The sequence below is a fragment of the Kitasatospora sp. NPDC028055 genome (assembly GCF_040637885.1).
Lineage (GTDB): Bacteria > Actinomycetota > Actinomycetes > Streptomycetales > Streptomycetaceae > Kitasatospora.
On sequence record NZ_JBEZXE010000023.1, the window covers coordinates 93,737 to 112,957 of the forward strand.

A 19,221-nucleotide genomic window follows, 5' to 3' on the forward strand; every position below is an offset into this window, starting at 1 on the left:
GGCGCGGCTCAGGGCTCAGGTTCGGGGCTCAGGGTTCAGGGCTCAGGCCTGACCCTCGGCCGCCTGCTCCTGCGCCACCTTGCGCTTGACCTCGGCCATGTCCAGCTCGCGGGCCTGGCCGATCAGGTCCTCGAACACCGGCTCCGGCAGCGCCCCGGCCTGGGAGAAGATCAGCACGCCCTCGCGGATGATGGCCAGCGTGGGGATCGACTGGATGCCGAACGCGGCGGCCAGCTCCTGCTGGGCCTCGGTGTCGACCTTGGCGAAGACGAGGTCCGAGTGGCGCTCCGCGGCCTTCTCGTACACCGGGGCGAACTGGCGGCACGGCCCGCACCACCCGGCCCAGAAGTCGATCAGGACGAAGTCCTTGCCCTCCGGGCCGGGGATGATGTCGTCGAAGTTCTCGGTGGTCAGCTCGACCGTGTTGCTCATCTCGCGGATCCTTCCCTTCCGAAGGTGCCGGTACGGATCATGCGCCCGGGACAACGGTGATGCCCGACGGGGTATTCCGGGCCCGGCCGGGACTGAGCACCGGGCGGCCACCGTCCGTACTGAGGGGTGTCCAGTCCGTTCACCGACGCGGGAGGCTCCCCATGCGCAGCACCACACCCCGCACCCGCCGGGCCGCTGTGCTCGCCGCCTCCGGCCTCGCCGCGGCGGCCCTGGTCGCCGGCTGCGGGTCGTCCGGATCGGGCAAGTCGAGCGCACCGAGCCCGTCGAGCAGCTCCGGCGCCCCGGCCGCCGCCACCCTCCGGACCGCCGACGACCCCAAGCTCGGCACCATCGTCACCGACAGTGCGGGCTTCACGCTCTACCGCTTCGACCAGGACCAGAGCAACCCCTCGGACTCGTACTGCAACGGTAACTGCGCCACCCTCTGGCCGCCCGAGCACGCCAACGGCGACATCACGGTCAAGGGCATCGACAGCAAGCTGGTCGGCAGCTTCACCCGCGACGACGGCACCAAGCAGGTCACCGTCAACGGCTGGCCGGTCTACCGCTACTCGCCGGACACCAAGCCCGGCGACACCAAGGGCGAGGGCGTGGCCGGTCAGTGGTTCGCGGTGACCCCGACCGGCGGCAAGGCGATGCCGGGCGGCACCCCGGCGCCCGCCACCCCGGCGCCCGCGACCCCCGCGCCGAGCACCCCCACCCCGACACCCACCCCGCCGTCGTCGGGCTACTGACCGACGGCCGCCCGACCACCACCACCACCACCCACTACTGACCACTACTGACCACCGCCCTCGACCGGGAGGCCCGGGTGCGCAACGATGAAGTGGTGACCGATGAGCACCCCGCCGCACACGGCCCGGGGGCCGCGGACGAGGAGCTGATGCGGGCCCTGTACCGCGAGCATGCCGGTCCGCTGTTCGGCTTCGTGCTCCACCTGGTCGCCGGGGACCGGCAGCGCGCCGAGGACGTCGTCCAGGAGACCCTGGTCCGGGCCTGGCGCAACATCCACCGGCTCGACCCGAAGGCCGGCTCGCTGCGTCCCTGGCTGGTCACCGTGGCCCGCCGGATCGTGATCGACGACCACCGCAGCGCCGCCGCCCGCCCGCACGAGGTGGACGCGTCGGCCCTGGAACAGCTGCCCGCCGAGGACGAGATCGACCGGGCGCTGCGGATGATGACCGTCGCCGACGCGCTCGCCGACCTCTCGCCCGCCCACCGGGAGATCATCGTCGAGACCTACCTCAAGGGCCGCACCGCGAAGGAGGCGGCCGCCGTCCTCGGCATCCCGGCCGGGACCGTCCGGTCGAGGGTGTTCTACGCACTGCGCTCGCTCAGGCTCGCGCTGGAGGAACGGGGAGTGACATCGTGATCGAGCGGCCCGCCCCCGCCCCCGGCCCGCCCGGTGGCCCGTCCGGTGGCTCCGAGCACCTGGACGTCGCGTCGTACGTCCTCGGCCTGCTCGAGCCCGCCGAGCGCGCGGGCTTCGAGCTGCACCTGGCGGACTGCCCGCAGTGCACCGGACAGGTCGGCGAACTGGGCTTCGTGGAGCCGATGTTGGGCGAGTACGTGGCGTCCGCGCGGGCCGCCGGACTGGACCCGGCCGACTTCGCGCCGGTGCCGGACGGGCGGCTCCTGGACCGGCTGATCGCCGAGGTCGCGGCCGGCCGGCGGCGCGGCCGGGTGCGGCGGCTGGTGCTCGCCCTGGCCGCGACCGCGATGGTCGCGGCCGGCCCGGCCGTCACGGCCGCGGTGCTCACCGCGGAGACCACGCCCGCCGTGGTCGCCGTCGCCGAGCAGTTCAGCGCCAGCGACCCGGCCACCGGGGCCAAGGCCACCGTCGGTGTCGACGGCACCACCTGGGGCAGCCGGGTCAGCCTGCAACTCTCCGGCGTGCAGGGCCCGTTGACCTGCCGGTTGGTCGCCGTCTCGCACGGCGGCGAGCACCAGACGGTCACCACCTGGTACGTCCCGGCAGACGGCTACGGCGAACCCGACGCCCCGGGAGTGCTGCGCACCACCGGCGGCGCGGCCATGCAGCCGGGCGCCATCGACCACTTCGAGGTGCGGGTCCAGAACTCCGACGCCCTGCTGGTCTCCGTCCCCGCGCACCGGGGGTGACCGGGCACGGGGCATGACCGGGTACGGGGCACCGGCAGGGCGCTCAGCACCCCGGGTGCGGCCCGTCGTACCTGACCAGGCGCTCGATCCGGGCCGTGCCCAGCTGGGCGGGCCAGTGCGGGTCGGGCTCGCCGCCGTCGGTCATGTGCTCCCGCCGCCAGGTCCGGCCCCAGTCGACCCGCAGCTCCGGCTGGAAGCTGTGCCACCGGCCGCACGGGCAGGGCACCAGCACCCGGGCGCAGGTGCGGCACAGTTCGGCCCGGTCGTGGCCGGTCGACACCTCCACCGCGGGCCCCTCCTCCCCGCAGGCCGGGCAGCCGGGCAGTTCGGCCCCGTCCAGCAGCGCGTTCTGCCGTCGGACGTACTCGGGCAGGCTCAACGCCGGGTGCAGGAAGGGGTCGTGGCGCCAGGCGTCGTTCGGCGAGGTCCACCAGGGCTGGTTCCACCACACCGGCGTCGCCGCCCGGCGGCCGTCCCGCTTCTCGGCCCGCCGCTGCGCCGCGTACCGCTCCGCCCGGGCCAGCCACAGCTGCCGTGCCTCGTGCAGTTCCTCCACCGCCCGCACCAGGGACTGCGGGTCGGCCGCCAGGCGCCGGGGCATCCGGGCGCTGAGGGTCAGGTGGTGGTAGGTCGCCCGCAGGCCGTACGGGGCGAAGCCGGTCAGGCAGGTGCGCAGGGCGCTGTGGCGGCGGTGGACGGGCAGCGCGGTGTCGAGCACCAGGGCCCGGTGGGTGTGGAAGCTGGTCACGGCCTCGGCTCCTCGCCGTCCTCGGGGGCGTCCGTCCCCGGGGCCGGAACCGGCACCGTGGGCGGCGGTGTCATCCGGCGATCATGCCGCAGGCCCGGGTCGGACGGCCGGCGGATCCGGGCCGCCGCCGGGCGGGGGTCAGCGCGGTCCGCCCTGCACCGCGTCCGCCGCGACCGCCGCCAGCACCCGGCCGCAGCGCCGGGCGAAGGCGTGCTGGAGGAGCGGGAACAGCGGGCCGACCAGCCGGGCCCACCAGGCGACCGGCCGGCTGAACGCGGTGACGCCGAACCAGACCGTCCCGTCGGGCGCCAGCTCGACCAGGAAGGTCTCCTCGCCCCGGCCGAGGTGGCCGTGCCTGGTCCCGTAGGTGAAGCCGTACCGGTCCGGGCCGTCGTCGACGGCCAGCACCCGGTTGGGCGCGCCCGCCCGCAGCGGGCCGGCGCCGATCGCGCAGCGGACGGCGACGCCCGGGGCCGCCCGGTTGGCCTCCGCGTCGATCCGGACGCCGGCCAGCCGGTGCATCCGCCAGCCGAGCAGCGCGGCCCCGGCGACCTCCAGGGCGGCGCGGCCGTGGCCGATCGGGGCCCGGTGCCGCAGGTGGTGGTAGCCGGCGGGCAGCTCGCCGGTGCGGCTGGCGCCCTGCTCGGGGTAGCTGTAGTCGGCCCCGGGGTGGCTGTGGCCGGTTCCGGGGTGGCCGTGGCCGTGGCCGGTCCCGGGGGTGCTGTGGTCGTTCATCGGGCGTCCTCCGCGGTGGTGATCCGGCGCCAGGCGAGGAGCGCGCAGAGCGCGAAGCCGAGCGCGTTGCCGAGGCCGTGGGTGGCGGCCATCCAGGCCAGGGTGGGGTGGGGGAGTCCGGCGGCCCGGCCGAGCGCCCACCACAGGGCGAGCAGCATGGTGAGCGCCAGCACGCCCGAGGAGACGGTGAGCAGCCCGGCGGTGACCGGGTCGGCCGCGCGGGGGCGCAGGTCGCGCCAGCTGACCAGGCCGACCAGCCACATTCCGGTGCTGAGCACGACCGCTCCGGCGAACTGCCACCAGTTGCCGAGGAAGTACCCGGCGAGCACCAGCAGGGTGCCGGCCGGGACGCTGAGCGCCGCGCAGCGGGCCGCCGTGGAGCCGGGCGCCGAGGCGCGGCAGACCAGTCCGGCGACCAGCGCGGCGGTGAATCCGGCGTAGTGGAAGTGCGGGACGGTCAGTGCCAGGATGTGCGGTTCGAAGCCGAACAGCGGGTAGCCGGAGCGTTCGGCGACCAGGGCGACCCCGGCCACCGAGGGCGCGGCGAGTGCGGTGAGCACGGCGATCTCGGCGGGGGCGAGCGAGCGGGTGCGGGCCAGTCGCCGGGGCGCGTGCAGGGCGACGGCCAGGGTGCCGAGGGCGTAGAGGACGGCGGTGGCGGTGGCGAGGCCGCCGCGCGGCAGCCAGAGCGACAGCGCCCCGGGGACGGCGGCGAGCGGCCAGAGCCGGCGGATCCGGGCCAGCCCGGGTTCGTCGACGAGGGCCAGGCCGAGCGGCAGGACGGCGCCCATGCCGAGCAGGACCAGCAGGTCGACCAGTTCGGTCGTGCCCTTGTCCATGGCGGGCACACCCCCTCTTGAACGCGTTCAAATGCCCTTCGTCCCGCGACTCTACGTCGCCGAGTTGAACATGTTCAACCTGGCCCCGGTCCGGCTGGCCTGGTGTTCACGCTGGGTGCGGCGCACTCTGGAGGAGTAACCGATGGAGGTGATCCGCCATGCAGACTCTGGTCGGTTGGCACATCGAGATGGAGTTCCGCGAGGAGGGCGCGCGGACCAGCGCCGCCGCCCTGCTGAGGCTCGGCGACGGTACGGAGGTGCGGGCCCACGGCTACAGCAGCCGCCACCCCTCCGACCCAGAACAGCTGCGGGTGGGCGAGGAGATCGCGGGCGCCCGCGCACTCAACGACCTCGCCTCGCAACTGCTCACCAAGGCCCACGGCGAGATCCAGGACGTCAGCCCGGTCCCGACCCACCCGCTCTCGTGACCGCCCCGCACCCGGACGGCGGCCAGAGCCGATCCGGACGGGACCCGAACCGGCCGCGCATCCCGCTGATCTGCCCGCGCTGCGGGCACGAGCAGCGGGTCGTCCCCGGCGGCCCCGAGCGGGCGGTCAGGGTCGTGCACGTGGGGACCGGCCGGGAGGCCTGCGAACCGGGGGACCTCGCCCGGGCACCGGACGACGGGGCCTGATCCGCGAGGCTCCCCGAACCCGAGCGAGGGGAGACACGAGCGCGCCGAAACGCCGAGCGCCCGGGAACGCGAGCGCCCGGCAGCGCCGAGCGCCCCGAAACGTGGCGCGCCCGGAAACGTCGGGTGCCGGGCCCCCGTCCCCACGGGTCCCGGCACCCGACGGGCTCCGAGGCGCCCGAAAGCCCTTCCGCACCGCCCAGTTGACTCAGTTGACGCAGTACGTCCCCGGCGGCCGCCACTCCGGCCCGACCAGCCGCTGCTCCAGCTCGTTCGGGGTGATCCGGATCCCGACCGTCCCGGACAGCCCGACCCGGAACCGGCTGCGGGCCAGCGCGATCAGCGCCGTCAGGCCGTACTTGTTGATCAGCGAGGTGCGGTAGCGCGCGGTCGCGTCGGCGTCGCAGAGCCGGGCGCGGGCCGGGAGCCGGCGGCCGGTGGGGCGCCCGTGGGCGTCGCAGGGGCCGATCAGCACCCGGGGGTGGCGGCGGATCCGTTCGGCCTCGCCGGAGTGGGCCGGGGTCCAGACGCCGAGCGCCGGGCCGTCCGCGACCACCCACAGCTGGGAGTCCAGTCGGCTGCCGTCGTCGCCGAAGGTGGTCAGCAGGAGGTACCTGCTGTCGGCGAGCCGGTCGGTGGGGTCGTGCATGATCTCCTCCCTCGCACAGGGGGGGCGGGGTCAGTGGTGACCGTGGCCCTCGGTGATCTCGCGGTACTCCTCGACGCCGGGCTTCTCGACCCGGGCGTGCTCGCCGTGGAACCCGCGGGACAGCCGCACGCGGGTGCGGGTGAGCGCGCCCGCGGGCCGGGCCACTCCATTCTCGTCGACCGCGGGCGGCAGTTCGAGGGGGCGGGGCTGCTCGTGCGAGGTGAGCCGGTGCAGTTCGGCGGGCGCGAGCCCGGCGTGCACCTCGGTGAACTCGCCGTGCGGCAGCCTCTTGATGACGCCGGTCTCCCGCCCGTGCAGCACCTTCTCGCGGTCCCGCCGTTGCAGGCCCAGGCACCAGCGCTTGGTCACGACGAAGACGAGGACCGGGACGACGAAGAAGCCGATCCGCACCGCGTAGGTGATGGAGTTGAGCGACAGGTGCAGATGGGTGGCGATGAGGTCGTTGCCGCCGCCCGCGAGCATCACCAGGTAGACGCTGATCCAGGCCGCGCCGAGGGCGGTGCGGACCGGTGCGTTGCGCGGCCGGTCGAGCAGGTGGTGCTCCCGGGCGTCGTTCGTCACCCAGCTCTCGACGAACGGGTAGACCGCGATCGCGCCGAGGATCACCGGGAACAGCGTGAACGGGATCAGCACCCCGAGGTTGAGGGTGTGCCCCCACAGGCCGATCTCCCAGCCCGGCATCACCCGGATCAGGCCCTCGGCGAAGCCCATGTACCAGTCGGGCTGGGCGTCGGTGGAGACCTGGTCGGGCCGGTACGGGCCGTACGCCCAGATCGGGTTGACCGTGGCGATCGCGGCCATCAGCGCGACGATCCCGAAGACCAGGAAGAAGAAGCCGCCGGCCTTCGCCATGTAGACCGGCATCAGCGGCATGCCGACGACGTTCTTCTCGGTCCTGCCGGGGCCCGCCCACTGGGTGTGCTTGTGGTAGAAGACCAGGATCAGGTGCGCGACCAGCAGGCCGAGCATGATGCCCGGGATCAGCAGGACGTGGATGGTGAAGAACCTCGGGATGATGTCGTGCCCGGGGAACTCCCCGCCGAACAGGAACATCTGGATGTAGGTGCCGACCAGCGGCACGGCCAGCACCACGCCCTCGATGAACCGGATCCCGGTGCCGGAGAGCAGGTCGTCCGGGAGCGAGTAGCCGAAGAAGCCGTCCAGCATGCCGAGGAACAGCAGCAGGAAGCCGAATACCCAGTTGATCTCGCGCGGCTTGCGGAACGCGCCGGTGAAGAACACCCGCATCATGTGCACGAACATGGCCGCGACGAAGACGATCGCCGCCCAGTGGTGGATCTGCCGGATCAGCAGCCCGCCGCGGACCTCGAAGCTGATGTCCACGGTGGAGGCGTAGGCCTCGGACATCGGGACGCCCTTGAGCGGGACGAACGAGCCGCTGTAGACCACCTCGCCCATGCTCGGCTTGAAGAACAGGGTCAGCCAGACACCGGTCAGGATGATGATCAGGAAGGTGTAGAGGCAGATCTCGCCCAGCATGAAGGACCAGTGGTCCGGGAAGATCTTGCGCAGGTTGGCCCTGGCGAGGGAGTAGATCCCCAGCCGGCCGTCCGCCCAGTCGGCGGCCCGCTGCCCCCGCCCTGGGTTCTGATTCCGGGTCATGTGCACGCACCTCAGTCCGAAGGAAACGGGGATCAGTCCCCGATTCGCACTGAGGTCACAATAATCGGGGACTGATCCCCACTTCTACCCGGGGCCCGTTCCGTCGCGGCTCACCGATGACGGACGGCCTGCCCGGAAGCGACGGGCGACCCGGAAACGGCGAGCGGCCCGCCCGGTGTCGTGGAAGACACCGAACGGGCCGCATGCGCACCCGAGTCACCCCGTGGGGTCCCGCGAGGGTCAGTGCACCAGCACCGGCACCTCGTCGCTCTTCGCCGCACCCGAGTCCGCACCCGCGGCGCCGGGCTGGCCGGCGTTGATCAGGGTGAAGGCGACGGTGGCGGCCGCCACCAGGATCCCGAAGGACACCCAGATCGCGGTCGAGAAGCCGTGCACCATGCCCTGGAGCTGCACCGCCTTGTCCGCCGCGGCGGCGTGGTGCGAGGTCAGCCAGCTGGTGGTGGCGCTGGCCGCGATGGTGTTCAGCAGCGCGGTGCCGATGGCGCCGCCGACCTGCTGCGAGGTGTTGACCATGGCCGAGGCCACGCCCGCGTCACGCGGCTGGACGCCGTGGGTCGCGAGGCTCATCGCCGGCATGAAGGCGGTGCCCATGCCCAGGCCCATCAGGACCAGGCCGGGCAGGATCAGCGCCGGGTACGAGGTGTCCAGGCCGATGTGGGTCAGCAGGAACATGCCGACCGAGGCGGTCAGGAAGCCCGGTGCCATCAGGTAGCGCGCCGGGACGCGGGTCATCAGCCGGGCGCCGATCTGGGTCGAGCCGGTGATCATGCCCGCCACCATCGGCAGGAAGGCGACGCCGGTCAGCACCGGGCTGTAGCCGCGCACGACCTGCAGGTAGTAGGTCAGGAAGAGGAACAGGCCGAACATGCCGATCACGGCCATGCCCAGGGACAGGTACACCCCGCCGCGGTTGCGGTTCAGCACCACGCGCAGCGGCAGCAGCGGGGCGGCCACGGAGCGCTCCACGAGCACGAAGGCGCCCAGCAGGACGACGGCCGCGGCGAACAGCGCGATGGTGCTGCCGGCCGTCCAGCCGCTGGACTCGGCGCGGGTGAAGCCGTACACCAGCGAGACCAGGCCGGAGGTCACCAGCACCACACCGGGGATGTCCAGCTTGTTGCGGTTGCGGCCGCCGGCCGGCTCGCGGATCACCATGACGGCGCCGGCGATGGCCACGATCGCGAAGGGGATGTTGACGAAGAAGGTCCAGCGCCAGTTCAGGTACTCGGTCAGCGCGCCGCCGAGGATCAGGCCGATGGCGCCACCGCCACCGGCGATCGCCCCGTAGATGCCGAACGCCTTGGCGCGCTCCTTGGCCTCGGTGAAGGTCACGGCGAGCAGCGACAGTGCGGCCGGCGCGAGCAGGGCGCCGAACACGCCCTGGAGGGCACGGGCGCCGAGCAGCATCGCGGTGTTGGCCGCGGCGCCGCCGAGCGCGGAGGCGAGGGCGAAGCCGGTCAGGCCGACGATGAAGGTCCGCCGGCGGCCCCAGAGGTCCGCGATCCGGCCGCCGAACAGCAGCAGGCCGCCGAAGGCCAGCGCGTAGGCGGTGATCACCCACTGGCGGTTGCCGTCGGATATGCCCAGGTCGGTCTGGGCGGACGGCAGGGCGATGTTCACGATGGTGGCGTCGAGGACGACCATCAGCTGGGCGAGGCCGATGAAGATCAGCGCCTTCCAGCGCCTGGGATCGGGGATCGTCGCCTGTGCGGCGTCGGTCTGAGACATGGGGGTACCCATTTCACGGTGCGTGGTGTGCGAGAACGGTCAACTGCCGTACGGGAACGGCAGGTTGCCGTACGGGTGCGAGGGCGCGCGGAGGCGCCCGGAGACGACTCCGGTCAGTCGCGCGGAAGGTGGGGTGCGAGTGGGTCGGATCGGACTCGGATCAGGATCGGATCAGTGGTGGGTCCAGGTGGTCGGTCAGTGCCGAGGGCGGAAGTCCTCGAAGGTCGCGGCCCGGCCGGGCAGCGTCGAGCGGGCCGGCGCGCGCAGGCCGTCCAGGAACAGCTGCAGGTGGCGGTGGACGAACTCGTCGAGCAGTTGGCAGGAGGTGCCCGGCAGCGGCCGGGTCAGCTGACTCATCGCGACGAACAGGTCCCCGTGGTCGACGTCCGGCCGGAGTTCGCCGGTGGCCCGGGCGCGCTCCATCAGTCCGCTCACGGCGGACCGCAGGCGCTCCCGCGTCTCGGTCAACTCCGGGTCGTCCGGATCGACGGTACTGGTGAAGACGGCGCAGAGCCCGCCGACCTTCTCCGCCACGGTCGCGTGCACGAACCGCTGCAGAGCGTCGAACGGACCGCCGCCCACTCCCGCGTCCGCCTCGGCCGTCGCCGTCTCGGCGAGGGCCAGGATGCGGTTCTTGACGAGCAGCGCCACTTCCTGGATCAGCGCCGTGCGGTCCGGGAAGTTCCGGTACAGCGTGGCATTGCCGACCCCCGCCCGCTTCGCGATCTCGTCCAGCGGCACCTCGGCACCGTGCTCGACGAACGCGTCCCGGGCCGCCAGCACGATCCGCTCCCGGTTCCGGCTCGCGTCCGCACGCAACTTCGGCGTGCGCACACTCCCCGTGGAACGGGCCGGCTCTGCGGCGACGGTGGTCATGGCGACTGCTCCTCCAGGATACCGGGGAAGTTCTCCCCGCTTTCTCCAACGTACTCGGAAACGGGGAATCCGTCCCCGCAATTTCCTCCCGTGCTGTGACCTGCGTCACATCCATGTGTGGATGGGATGCGGTCGGCTGTCGTCAAAACCGGGCGCCCGCGTATCCACTCGCCGGTGCGCTCGTTGCACCCGGCGGGTGCCCAGGCGAAGGAGCAGAGCCCGTGACCGCGATCTCCGAACGCCCCCAGATGCTGCCCGAGCAGTTCGAGGAGTTCGTCCGCCGACTGGGCCGGACCGTCGAAGGCATCCGGCCGGAGTTCATCAACGGGAAGCTGGGGGTCAAGCCCGTGCCGGACGGAGACCACGGCCGCATCATCCAGTGGCTCAACCGGATCTCCATCCAGGCTCGGCCGGAGCTCTACGTGCATGACCAAGGACTCAAGCTGCAGGGCTACCAGGGCGGATTCGCTCGCCCGGACGGCACACTGGCCGACGCGGATGCCTTTGTGGGCCATGGTGAGTGGGCTACGACCGAGCAGGTTCTCATGGTTGCGGAGGTCACGTTGTTCGAATCCGACACGGACCGCCGTGACCGCGTCGAGAAGCCCCGCGCGTACGCCGAGACCGGGATCCCCGTCTACCTGCTGATCGATCGCGATTCCGCCGAAGTCATCGTCCACAGCCAGCCGGACGGCGTCCGCTACGAGACCGTCCAGACCCTCCCCTTCGGCAGGAGCGTCCGCCTGTCCGACCCGGTCGGCATCACGCTGGACACCGAGCCGCTCAAGAACTGGGTCCGCTGAGCCCGGCCGTGCCTTCCCGGACGGGCTACCCCGGCCGCCGTAGGGTGTGGGCGTCCCGGGCGGCCGGTGGGCCGCGGGAGTCGGGAGGGGCCCGGCGGCCGGGTCGGCGAGGAGGTCCGCGATGGGCAGCGAGGAGACGACCGCGAAGGTGCGCTGCGTGGCGGCCGTTCCGTGCTGGGTGAGCCTGATGGCCCGGGACCTGGAGAGTGCCACGGGGTTCTACGGTCCGCTGCTGGGTTGGGAGTTCGAGCCCGGGCCGGAGCGCTTCGGCCCGTACGTGCACGCGGTGACCGGCGGGGAGGCGGTGGCCGGGCTGGGGGTGGCGGGCCTCGGGGCGGTGCCGGTCTCCTGGACCAGCTACTTCGGGACGGAGAGCGCCGACGCCGCCGCCGACGCGGTGCGCGAGCGCGGCGCGACCCTGGCGGTCGGCCCGCTGGCCTTCGACGCCGGGCGGGTGGCCTTCGCGGCGGACCCGGCCGGGGCGGTGTTCGGCATCTGGGAGGGCCCGCTGGGCCGGGCCCGGAGGCTGAACCTGCCGGGTGCGCCGGTCTGGATCGAACTGCGCACCCCGGACCCGTTCGCGGCGGCGCTGTTCTACGGCGAGGTGTTCCGCTGGGACGGCCGGGACCCGGAGCGCTTCGAGGTCCGCTGGGAGCACGACCGGGTGGTGCTGCGCGCGGAGGGGCACAGCGTCGCGGCGCTGGCCAAGGAGCAGGCGGAGGGCCCGGCCGGCCCGCCGCCGCACTGGGAGGTCTCCTTCGCCGTCCCCGACACCGACCGGGCGGTGGCGCGGGCCGTGGAGCTGGGCGGGGCGGGGATCGGCCCGGTCTTCGACTCCCCGTACGGCCGGGTGGCCCGGCTGCGGGACCGTGAGGGCGCCCGCTTCGCGGTGATCAGCCCGAAGAGCTGAGCGGCCTCAGCCCGAGGGGCCGGTGCCCGAAGGCTCGGCGCCTGCCGGCTCGCTGCCTGCCGACTCGGTGTCCGCCCGCTGCGCCCGGAGCCGTTCGCCGAGCGCCGCGCGGGTCGCTGCGGGCAGGGCCTTGCGGGCGGCCGGGAAGACCGTCTTCTCCTCGCCGGTGAGGTGCCGCCGGAGGGTGTCGCCGAGGCCGCGCAGCAGGGTGTCGAAGGCCGGGTCGGCCGGGCCGACTCCTTGCAGGTCGGCGAGGTACTGCCCGATCGCCAGGTGGTCGTGGATGCTGCTGAACACCAGGGCGCCGCCCTCGGGCACGTCGTGCTGGACGAGCGGGAAGAGGTGCTCCTCCTCGGCGGCGCAGTGGCTGAACAGCAGATCGGTCAGTCTGGTGACCAGCTCGCCGCGCTCGGCCGAGCCGGCCGGCGCCGCCTCGGCGCGGTCGAGCAGGTCGGTGGCCGCCTTGTGGTCGGCGGTGAACTCGCCGAGGATGTCCGGCCTGCGGCTCATGGCGTGCCCGCCTCTCGTCCGGGATCAGGACTCGCCCCCCGTACTGTCCAGTATCCGGCGCCGCCGCGTGGAACCTCCGGTCCGGCTGCCGCCGGGCTCGGGTTCCGTACGGAAAGTCCCTGCTCAGCCGCTGTCCCGCCGCCCGGTGAGGGCCAGCAGCCGGGTCTGCGGGGTGGCGTCCGCGGGCACCGGCAGCGGCGGGTCGAACAGTCCGCTGCCGGAGAGGTCGCCGTAGCCGCCGATCTCGCCGAGCGCGAAGTCCACCAGGCCGGCCGGGAGGCGGGTGCGGGTGCCGATGGCCTCGGCGAGGTCCCAGGCGTGGACGACCAGGTCGGCGGTGAGCTGGTCCAGGTAGTACTGCCCGGAGACGTCCGCGAAGGAGAGGTGGACGGTGAGTTCGGTGGCGCCGGGCACCTCCCAGGCCTGCCGGGCGGCTTCGGCGGCGGAGCTCCAGGCGGCGACCGGGTCGTCGCCGAGCACGTCGCCGTCGTAGCGGCCGCCGACCTCGGCGATGGTGGCGCCCATCAGCAGGTCGGGCACCCAGAGCTGTTCGGCGGTGAGGTGGTTGACCAGGTCCCGCACCGTCCAGTCGGCGCACGGGGTGGGGGAGTCCCACTGGCCGGGGGCGACCAGCCGGACCCGCTCGTCGAAGGCGGCGAGTGCCTCGGGGTAGGGCGTGCCGGACCGGCTGGCCGGCTGGTGTTGCCTGCGGTGAGCCATGTCTCCACCCTGCCCCGGCCCCGGTGGGGTTCGCGAGTCGTCCATGCACCGTCAGTTGTTCAAATTCGAACTCCACGGTACGGTCGGAGAGCGGCCGGTTCAAGTTTCAACTAGAGGCGCGGCGTGTCCCGCCCCGCCCGGCCGCATCACCACACGCACCCCTACGACCGACCCCGATCGATGGAGACGCGCATGCCGAGCAGCAGCCCGAGCACGACCGCCGCCACCAGTCCCACCGGCCCGACCGGCCTCGCCGCCCGCTTCGCGCGGGACGGCTCCGGGTCCGCGACGACCTCCCCGCACGCCTACGACGCCGGACTCCTGCTCCTGCGCCTGGTGCTCGGCCTGACCATGGCCGCGCACGGCAGCCAGAAGCTGTTCGGCTGGTTCGGGGGCGGCGGGATCGACGGCACCGGTCAGTTCTTCACCATGAGCGGCTACCCGGCCGGCAACGCCATGGCCGTGGTGGCCGGCCTGACCGAGGTCCTGGGCGGACTCGGCCTCGCCGTCGGCCTGTTGACCCCGCTGGCGGGCGCCGCGATCGTCGGCACGATGGTCAACGCGATCGCCGTCACCTGGGGCGGCGGCTTCTTCGCCCCGAAGGGCAGCGAGTACGAGCTGCTGCTGACGGCGGGCGCCGCCGCCCTGGCGCTGACCGGCCCGGGCCGCTACGCGGTGGACCGCTTCCTGCCGGTGCTGAAGGCGCACCGCCTGGCGTACGGCGTGGCCGCCGTGCTGGTCGGCCTGGCGACGGCCGGGGTGATCCTGCTGCTGCGCAAGTAGCGGGCCAGTGCCGCCCCCTCGGCGGCTCAACTCGCTTGCCGGGACGCCGTACTGATGGACCGTCAGTACGGCGTTCCGGCGTCCCGCGTTCCGGCGTCCCGCGTTCCGGCGTCCCGCGTTCCGGCGTTCCGGCGTTCCGAGGTGGTGCCGCGCGCGATCACTCGCCGATCCGCACCAGTGCCAGGGTGATGTTGTCCGGGCCGCCCGCCTCGATGGCCGCCTTCCACAGCTCGAAGGCGGCCCTGCCGTCGGCCCGGTCGGAGGGCCCGTCCGCGCGGGTGAGCAGTCCGGCGAGCTCCTCCTCGGGCACCGGGTCGGTCAGGCCGTCGCTGCACACCAGGTAGCGGTCGCCGGCGGCGAGCGGCGCGACCCGTACGTGCGGTTCGACGAAGGTGAGCCCGAGCGAGCCGCCCAGGGTCTGGGTGACCAGCGGGGTGGTGCGCCGGCCGGGTGGCAGCGGCGGGCTGTCGTCCACGCTGACCCGCTCCAGCCTCACCGGTGCCGGGCTGCCCTGGGCCGGGCCCGGCCGTCCCCGTGTCGACCGCTCCTGTGTCGGTGGCTCGGCAGGCGACGGCTCAGCGGGCGGCGGCTCCGGGCCGTCACTGCTGATCCGGTAGACCCGGCTGTCGCCCACGTTGAAGACCACGGCCCGGTCGGGCAGCAGCACCAGCCCTGCGACCGTGGTCCCCATCGCGGCCAGCTCCGGCTCCCCGGCGGCGGCCGCGTAGACCGCCCGGTTGCACTCCTGGAGCTCCTCCCGGACGGCCTCCTCGCCGTCCAGTCCACCCCCGGCGGCGGCGAGCCGCCGGGCGACCAGGGCGCTGGCCACCTCGCCGCCGGGGTGGCCGCCGAGGCCGTCGGTCACGGCGACCACGCAGGGCGGGCCGAGCGGGAAGAGCAGGGTCTGCGGATTGGTGGTCACGGTGGCGCAGAGCGTCCACGGGCCGACCGTGAGGCTGTCCTCGTTGTGCTCCCGCACCAGGCCCTCATGGCTCAGTGCGCTCACCGCGATGTACGGCGTCATCGGTTCGCCGTCCTTCCGCGGGCTCCGGCCGTTGCCGGGGCCCGCCTTCCATTGTCGGCGGGAACCGCGGGAATAACGATCCGCAGCCGCGTGCTAGGGTGGTTGAAAGTTGAACGACTTGGACCTCCTGGAGTGTGGTGAGCAGCATGCAGTTCGGAATCTTCACCGTCGGCGACGTCACCCCCGACCCGACCACCGGCCGCACCCCCAGCGAGCACGAGCGGATCAAGGCGATGGTGGCCATCGCGCGCAAGGCGGAGGAGGTCGGCCTGGACGTCTTCGCGACCGGCGAGCACCACAACCCGCCGTTCGTCCCGTCCTCGCCGACGACCATGCTCGGCTACGTCGCCGCGCAGACGGACCGCATCATCCTCTCGACCTCGACCACGCTGATCACCACCAACGACCCGGTGAAGATCGCCGAGGACTTCGCGATGCTCCAGCACCTCGCCGACGGCCGGGTGGACCTCATGATGGGCCGCGGCAACACCGGCCCGGTGTACCCGTGGTTCGGCAAGGACATCCGCCAGGGCATCCCGCTCGCGATCGAGAACTACGCGCTGCTGCACCAGCTGTGGCGCGAGGAGGTCGTCGACTGGCAGGGCCGCTTCCGCACCCCGCTGCAGTCCTTCACCTCCACCCCGCGCCCGCTGGACGACGTCCCGCCGTTCGTCTGGCACGGTTCGATCCGCAGCCCGGAGATCGCCGAGCAGGCCGCCTACTACGGCGACGGCTTCTTCGCGAACAACATCTTCTGGCCCAAGGAGCACTTCCAGAAGCTGATCGACCTCTACCGCGAGCGCTACGCCCACTACGGGCACGGCACCCCCGAGCAGGCGGTGGTCGGGCTCGGCGGCCAGGTGTTCATGCGGAGGAACTCCCAGGACGCGGTGCGCGAGTTCCGCCCGTACTTCGACAACGCGCCGGTGTACGGGCACGGGCCCTCGCTGGAGGAGTTCACCGAACAGACCCCGCTGACCGTGGGCAGCCCGCAGGAGGTCATCGAGAAGACGCTGACCTTCCGCGAGACCTTCGGCGACTACCAGCGCCAGCTGTTCCTGATGGACCACGCCGGCCTGCCGCTCAGGACCGTGCTGGAGCAGCTGGACCTGCTGGGCGAGGAGGTCGTGCCGGTGCTGCGCGAGGAGTTCGCCAAGGGCCGCCCGGCCCAGGTCCCGGACGGGCCGACCCACGCCGCGCTGGTCGCGGCCCGGGACGAGCAGACCGTGGAGGTGGCCAAGTGACCGCACTCAAGGTGGCCGTGGTGAGCGCCGGCCTCAGCAAGCCGTCCTCGACGCGGCTGCTGGCCGACCGGCTCGCCGAGTCGACCGTGCGCCGGCTCGGGCTGGAGGGGCGGGAGGTCGAGGTCACCGTGGTCGAGCTGCGGGACCTCGCCGTGGACATCGCCAACAACTTCGTCACCGGCTTCCCGGCCGCCGCGCTGCGCGGGGCGATCGGGACGGTGACGGGGGCGGACGCGGTGATCGCGGTGACGCCGATCTTCACCGCCTCCTACAGCGGCCTGTTCAAGTCCTTCTTCGACCTGATCGACCACGACGCGCTCACCGGCAAGCCGGTGCTGATCGCCGCCACTGGCGGCACGCCGCGGCACTCGCTCGCCCTGGAGCACGCCGTCCGGCCGCTGTTCAGCTACCTGCGCGCGGTGGTGCTGCCGACCGCCGTGTACGCGGCCACCGACGACTGGGGCACGGCGGGCGACCCACTCACCGACGGCCTGCCGGGCCGGATCGACCGCGCGGCGGGCGAGCTGGCGGCCCTGCTGGCCGGGCGGGCCCCGGCGGCGGAGGCGGCGGCGGTGCCGGAGCAGGTGGTCCCGTTCGCCGAGCAGCTGGCGGCGCTGCGGGTCTGAGGGGCGTGGGCAGGCGGAGGGGCGGGTGCGCGACCGAGCGCCCCGCCCCTTCCCCATTTCCCGCGCCCGGCTGCGCGCCGTCCGCCGGGTGGGGCCGTCCGCCGGGTGGGGCCGTCCGCCGTGCGAGGTCGCCGTCGGGATGATCAGATTGGTACCGATCTGTCACGACCCGTCCACCCCCCGGCCCAGCGAGAGAGCCCGCCGCGAGCCTCCTGCGAACCTCCCGAGGAGGAACCCCGCCGTGCAGCCCGAACCCCAAGCCGTGCTCTCCCCGCTGACCAGTGCGGCGATCTTCCTGGTCCTCACCGTGGAACCCGGCGGCGAGCCCACCGTCCGCGACCTGCTGCCCGACCTCGCCGGACTGCGCCGGGCCGTCGGCTTCCGGGCCCCCGAGGGCAGCCTCACCTGCGTCACCGGCATCGGCTCCGACCTCTGGGACCGGCTCTTCACCGGCCCCCGTCCCGCCGGACTCCACCCCTTCCAGGAGGTGGCCGGCCCCCGCCACCGTGCCCCGGCCACCCCCGGCGACCTGCTGCTGCACCTGCGGGCCGAACGGATGGACCTCTGCTTCGAACTCGCGAGCCGCCTGGTCGACCGGCTCGCCGGGGCGGCCACCGTGGTCGACTCCGTCCAGGGCTTCAAGTACTTCGACGAGCGCGACCTGCTCGGCTTCGTCGACGGCACCGAGAACCCCGAGGGCCGCGCGGCCGAGACCGCCGTCGTGGTGGGGGAGGAGGACCCGGGCTTCGCCGGCGGCAGCTACGTCATCGTGCAGAAGTACCTGCACGACCTCGACAAGTGGAACGCGCTCAGCGTCGAGCAGCAGGAGGGGGCCGTCGGCCGCACCAAGCTCACCGACATCGAGCTGGACGACGACGTCAAACCCGCCGACTCGCACGTCGCCCTCACCGTGATCACCGGCCCGGACGGCGCCGAGCGGAAGATCCTCCGGTTCAACATGCCCTTCGGTTCCTTCGACCGCAGCGGCGAGTTCGGCACCTACTTCATCGGCTACGCGCGCGACCCCGGGGTCACCGAGGAGATGCTGCGCAACATGTTCCTCGGCCGCCCGCCCGGCACCACCGACCGGCTGCTCGACTTCTCCACCGCCGTCACCGGTTCGCTGTTCTTCGTCCCGACCGCCGACCTCCTGGACTCCCCGCCCCCGGCCGCCCCGCCCCCGCCCCTGGCCCACCCGGACGGCTCCCTCGGCATCGGCAGCCTCAAACCGACCTCCTGAACAGCCGCCGCCCGCACCGGCCGCCTCCTGAACAGCCGACCTCCTGAACAGGACCCGCACCATGAGCAACCTGCACCGAGAACTCGCCCCCGTCTCCGCCGCCGCCTGGGAGGAGATCGAGGAGGAGGCCCGGCAGACCTTCAAACTGCACATCGCCGGCCGCCGCGTGGTCGACCTCAACGGCCCCGACGGCCCCACCCTCGCCGCCGTCGGCACCGGCCACCTCACCACCATCGAACCACCCCTCGACGGCGTCCAGGCCCACGCCCGCACCAGCCGCCCGGTGGTCGAGCTCCGCGTCCCCTTCACCGTCAGCCGATCCGCCGTCGACGACGTGGAACGCGGCTCCCGCGACTCCGACTGGCAACCCGTCAAGGACGCCGCCCGCACCCTAGCCCGCGCCGAGGACCGCACCGTCTTCGACGGCTACCCCGCCGCCCACATCGAGGGCATCCGCGCCGACTCCACCAACCCGCCGGTCCAACTCCCCCCGGACGTCCGCGAATACCCCGAGGCGGTCAGCCAGGCCCTCACCGCCCTCCGCCTCGCCGGCGTCGGCGGGCCCTACTCGCTCCTGCTCGGAGCCGAGGCGTACACCGCGGTGAACGAGATCACGGACCACGGCCATCCCGTCCACAACCACCTGGCCCGGCTGCTCGACGGGGACATCATCTGGGCCCCCGCGATCGAAGGGGCCTTCCTGCTCTCCACCCGGGGAGGCGATTTCGAACTCTTCCTCGGGCAGGACGTTTCCGTCGGCTACCTCTCCCACGACGCTGACTCGGTACGCCTCTATCTGCAGGAGTCGTTGACTTTCAGCGTCTACACGGGAGAGGCAGCCGTCGCCCTACATGCCTAGCACCACAACGGCATGGAAGCGGCGATCATGAAGATGTGCATGAACATGTTCATCGTG

The 19,221-nt window shown here is 73.0% G+C and carries 23 protein-coding genes; 12 read left to right on the forward strand and 11 right to left on the reverse strand.

Annotation, left to right across the window (positions count from 1 at the left end; translation table 11 throughout):
• Positions 1 to 42: 42 nt before the first annotated feature.
• Positions 43 to 432: a thioredoxin domain-containing protein gene (locus tag AB0F71_RS22825; RefSeq protein ID WP_360237387.1), complete on the reverse strand. Its 390-nt coding sequence runs from the start codon at positions 430 to 432 to the stop codon at positions 43 to 45.
• A 161-nt stretch (positions 433 to 593) separates the two neighbouring features.
• Here AB0F71_RS22825 and AB0F71_RS22830 point away from each other — a divergent pair, with 161 nt between their 5' ends.
• The 3 genes from AB0F71_RS22830 (at position 594) to AB0F71_RS22840 (ending at position 2,574) form a co-directional block, all read left to right on the forward strand.
• Entirely contained in the window at positions 594 to 1,187 is a 594-nt protein-coding gene (locus tag AB0F71_RS22830; RefSeq protein WP_360237389.1) for a hypothetical protein, read from the forward strand.
• A 95-nt stretch (positions 1,188 to 1,282) separates the two neighbouring features.
• Entirely contained in the window at positions 1,283 to 1,825 is a 543-nt protein-coding gene (locus tag AB0F71_RS22835) for a sigma-70 family RNA polymerase sigma factor (RefSeq protein ID WP_360237391.1), read from the forward strand.
• Entirely contained in the window at positions 1,822 to 2,574 is a 753-nt protein-coding gene (locus AB0F71_RS22840) for a zf-HC2 domain-containing protein (protein ID WP_360237393.1), read from the forward strand. Before AB0F71_RS22835 ends, AB0F71_RS22840 begins: the two co-directional genes overlap by 4 nt.
• 43 nt (positions 2,575 to 2,617) lie before the next feature.
• On the opposite strand, the gene AB0F71_RS22845 is transcribed toward AB0F71_RS22840, so the two are convergent.
• The 3 genes from AB0F71_RS22845 to AB0F71_RS22855 form a co-directional block, all read right to left on the reverse strand.
• Positions 2,618 to 3,322, reverse strand: a complete 705-nt coding sequence (locus AB0F71_RS22845) for a hypothetical protein (protein WP_360237395.1) — start codon at positions 3,320 to 3,322, stop codon at positions 2,618 to 2,620.
• Between the two features lie 138 nt (positions 3,323 to 3,460).
• Positions 3,461 to 4,057, reverse strand: coding sequence for a DUF1990 domain-containing protein (locus tag AB0F71_RS22850; protein WP_360237397.1), 597 nt, complete (start codon positions 4,055 to 4,057; stop codon positions 3,461 to 3,463).
• Entirely contained in the window at positions 4,054 to 4,896 is an 843-nt protein-coding gene (locus tag AB0F71_RS22855) for a YndJ family protein (RefSeq protein WP_360237399.1), read from the reverse strand. The genes AB0F71_RS22850 and AB0F71_RS22855 overlap by 4 nt, the downstream gene beginning before the upstream one ends.
• A 158-nt stretch (positions 4,897 to 5,054) precedes the next feature.
• On the opposite strand from AB0F71_RS22855, the gene AB0F71_RS22860 reads away from it, so the two are divergent.
• Both AB0F71_RS22860 and AB0F71_RS22865 read left to right on the forward strand, forming a co-directional pair.
• Entirely contained in the window at positions 5,055 to 5,324 is a 270-nt protein-coding gene (locus AB0F71_RS22860; protein ID WP_360237401.1) for a DUF1876 domain-containing protein, read from the forward strand.
• Positions 5,321 to 5,530 carry a hypothetical protein gene (locus tag AB0F71_RS22865; RefSeq protein WP_360237403.1) on the forward strand — a complete coding sequence of 70 codons (210 nt, stop codon included), beginning with the start codon at positions 5,321 to 5,323 and terminating at the stop codon, positions 5,528 to 5,530. Before AB0F71_RS22860 ends, AB0F71_RS22865 begins: the two co-directional genes overlap by 4 nt.
• 205 nt (positions 5,531 to 5,735) lie before the next feature.
• Here the strand turns inward: AB0F71_RS22865 and AB0F71_RS22870 are convergent, their stop codons facing one another.
• The 4 genes from AB0F71_RS22870 to AB0F71_RS22885 form a co-directional block, all read right to left on the reverse strand.
• On the reverse strand, positions 5,736 to 6,176 hold the full coding sequence (locus AB0F71_RS22870) for a PPOX class F420-dependent oxidoreductase (RefSeq protein ID WP_360237405.1): 441 nt from the start codon (positions 6,174 to 6,176) through the stop codon (positions 5,736 to 5,738).
• A 30-nt stretch (positions 6,177 to 6,206) separates the two neighbouring features.
• Positions 6,207 to 7,820, reverse strand: a complete 1,614-nt coding sequence (locus AB0F71_RS22875) for a cytochrome bc complex cytochrome b subunit (protein ID WP_360237407.1) — start codon at positions 7,818 to 7,820, stop codon at positions 6,207 to 6,209.
• A 240-nt stretch (positions 7,821 to 8,060) separates the two neighbouring features.
• A complete protein-coding gene (locus AB0F71_RS22880; protein WP_360237409.1) occupies positions 8,061 to 9,569 on the reverse strand; it encodes an MFS transporter in 1,509 nt (502 codons plus the stop codon).
• 195 nt (positions 9,570 to 9,764) lie between these two features.
• Complete coding sequence (locus tag AB0F71_RS22885) at positions 9,765 to 10,445, reverse strand: TetR/AcrR family transcriptional regulator (protein WP_360237411.1); 681 nt, start codon at positions 10,443 to 10,445, stop codon at positions 9,765 to 9,767.
• 221 nt (positions 10,446 to 10,666) lie between these two features.
• On the opposite strand from AB0F71_RS22885, the gene AB0F71_RS22890 reads away from it, so the two are divergent.
• Together AB0F71_RS22890 and AB0F71_RS22895 are read left to right on the forward strand one after the other, a co-directional pair.
• On the forward strand, positions 10,667 to 11,248 hold the full coding sequence (locus AB0F71_RS22890) for a Uma2 family endonuclease (RefSeq protein ID WP_360237413.1): 582 nt from the start codon (positions 10,667 to 10,669) through the stop codon (positions 11,246 to 11,248).
• A gap of 121 nt (positions 11,249 to 11,369) precedes the next feature.
• Complete coding sequence (locus AB0F71_RS22895) at positions 11,370 to 12,158, forward strand: VOC family protein (RefSeq protein ID WP_360237415.1); 789 nt, start codon at positions 11,370 to 11,372, stop codon at positions 12,156 to 12,158.
• Between the two features lie 6 nt (positions 12,159 to 12,164).
• Here the strand turns inward: AB0F71_RS22895 and AB0F71_RS22900 are convergent, their stop codons facing one another.
• Positions 12,165 to 12,668: a hemerythrin domain-containing protein gene (locus AB0F71_RS22900; protein ID WP_360237417.1), complete on the reverse strand. Its 504-nt coding sequence runs from the start codon at positions 12,666 to 12,668 to the stop codon at positions 12,165 to 12,167.
• Positions 12,669 to 12,791: 123 nt separating this feature from the next.
• Positions 12,792 to 13,388 carry a TIGR03086 family metal-binding protein gene (locus tag AB0F71_RS22905; protein ID WP_360237419.1) on the reverse strand — a complete coding sequence of 199 codons (597 nt, stop codon included), beginning with the start codon at positions 13,386 to 13,388 and terminating at the stop codon, positions 12,792 to 12,794.
• A gap of 192 nt (positions 13,389 to 13,580) precedes the next feature.
• Here AB0F71_RS22905 and AB0F71_RS22910 point away from each other — a divergent pair, with 192 nt between their 5' ends.
• Positions 13,581 to 14,171 carry a DoxX family membrane protein gene (locus AB0F71_RS22910; RefSeq protein ID WP_360237421.1) on the forward strand — a complete coding sequence of 197 codons (591 nt, stop codon included), beginning with the start codon at positions 13,581 to 13,583 and terminating at the stop codon, positions 14,169 to 14,171.
• 157 nt (positions 14,172 to 14,328) lie between these two features.
• On the opposite strand, the gene AB0F71_RS22915 is transcribed toward AB0F71_RS22910, so the two are convergent.
• Complete coding sequence (locus AB0F71_RS22915) at positions 14,329 to 15,195, reverse strand: PP2C family serine/threonine-protein phosphatase (RefSeq protein ID WP_360237423.1); 867 nt, start codon at positions 15,193 to 15,195, stop codon at positions 14,329 to 14,331.
• A 146-nt stretch (positions 15,196 to 15,341) separates the two neighbouring features.
• Here AB0F71_RS22915 and AB0F71_RS22920 point away from each other — a divergent pair, with 146 nt between their 5' ends.
• The 4 genes from AB0F71_RS22920 to AB0F71_RS22935 all read left to right on the forward strand — a co-directional run bounded on the left by AB0F71_RS22920 (position 15,342) and on the right by AB0F71_RS22935 (position 19,164).
• Positions 15,342 to 16,439, forward strand: coding sequence for an LLM class flavin-dependent oxidoreductase (locus AB0F71_RS22920; protein WP_360237425.1), 1,098 nt, complete (start codon positions 15,342 to 15,344; stop codon positions 16,437 to 16,439).
• Entirely contained in the window at positions 16,436 to 17,065 is a 630-nt protein-coding gene (locus AB0F71_RS22925) for an FMN reductase (RefSeq protein WP_360237427.1), read from the forward strand. The genes AB0F71_RS22920 and AB0F71_RS22925 overlap by 4 nt, the downstream gene beginning before the upstream one ends.
• A gap of 241 nt (positions 17,066 to 17,306) precedes the next feature.
• Positions 17,307 to 18,305 (forward strand): Dyp-type peroxidase, encoded by a 999-nt coding sequence (locus tag AB0F71_RS22930; RefSeq protein ID WP_360237429.1) that lies wholly within the window; start codon positions 17,307 to 17,309, stop codon positions 18,303 to 18,305.
• A 61-nt stretch (positions 18,306 to 18,366) separates the two neighbouring features.
• A complete protein-coding gene (locus AB0F71_RS22935; RefSeq protein ID WP_360237431.1) occupies positions 18,367 to 19,164 on the forward strand; it encodes a family 1 encapsulin nanocompartment shell protein in 798 nt (265 codons plus the stop codon).
• The last annotated feature ends 57 nt before the right edge of the window (positions 19,165 to 19,221 follow it).

Excerpts from the sequence above, each read along its gene's own strand:
- AB0F71_RS22830 (WP_360237389.1), top strand. The coding sequence starts at position 594 with ATGCGCAGCACCACACCCCGCACCCGCCGGGCCGCTGTGCTCGCCGCC.
- AB0F71_RS22855 (WP_360237399.1), bottom strand. The coding sequence starts at position 4,896 with ATGGACAAGGGCACGACCGAACTGGTCGACCTGCTGGTCCTGCTCGGC.
- AB0F71_RS22935 (WP_360237431.1), top strand. The coding sequence starts at position 18,367 with ATGAGCAACCTGCACCGAGAACTCGCCCCCGTCTCCGCCGCCGCCTGG.
- AB0F71_RS22880 (WP_360237409.1), bottom strand. The coding sequence starts at position 9,569 with ATGTCTCAGACCGACGCCGCACAGGCGACGATCCCCGATCCCAGGCGC.
- AB0F71_RS22905 (WP_360237419.1), bottom strand. The coding sequence starts at position 13,388 with ATGGCTCACCGCAGGCAACACCAGCCGGCCAGCCGGTCCGGCACGCCC.
- AB0F71_RS22895 (WP_360237415.1), top strand. The coding sequence starts at position 11,370 with ATGGGCAGCGAGGAGACGACCGCGAAGGTGCGCTGCGTGGCGGCCGTT.
- AB0F71_RS22875 (WP_360237407.1), bottom strand. The coding sequence starts at position 7,820 with ATGACCCGGAATCAGAACCCAGGGCGGGGGCAGCGGGCCGCCGACTGG.
- AB0F71_RS22885 (WP_360237411.1), bottom strand. The coding sequence starts at position 10,445 with ATGACCACCGTCGCCGCAGAGCCGGCCCGTTCCACGGGGAGTGTGCGC.
- AB0F71_RS22900 (WP_360237417.1), bottom strand. The coding sequence starts at position 12,668 with ATGAGCCGCAGGCCGGACATCCTCGGCGAGTTCACCGCCGACCACAAG.
- AB0F71_RS22870 (WP_360237405.1), bottom strand. The coding sequence starts at position 6,176 with ATGCACGACCCCACCGACCGGCTCGCCGACAGCAGGTACCTCCTGCTG.
- AB0F71_RS22860 (WP_360237401.1), top strand. The coding sequence starts at position 5,055 with ATGCAGACTCTGGTCGGTTGGCACATCGAGATGGAGTTCCGCGAGGAG.
- AB0F71_RS22825 (WP_360237387.1), bottom strand. The coding sequence starts at position 432 with ATGAGCAACACGGTCGAGCTGACCACCGAGAACTTCGACGACATCATC.
- AB0F71_RS22910 (WP_360237421.1), top strand. The coding sequence starts at position 13,581 with ATGCCGAGCAGCAGCCCGAGCACGACCGCCGCCACCAGTCCCACCGGC.
- AB0F71_RS22915 (WP_360237423.1), bottom strand. The coding sequence starts at position 15,195 with ATGACGCCGTACATCGCGGTGAGCGCACTGAGCCATGAGGGCCTGGTG.
- AB0F71_RS22920 (WP_360237425.1), top strand. The coding sequence starts at position 15,342 with ATGCAGTTCGGAATCTTCACCGTCGGCGACGTCACCCCCGACCCGACC.
- AB0F71_RS22850 (WP_360237397.1), bottom strand. The coding sequence starts at position 4,057 with ATGAACGACCACAGCACCCCCGGGACCGGCCACGGCCACGGCCACCCC.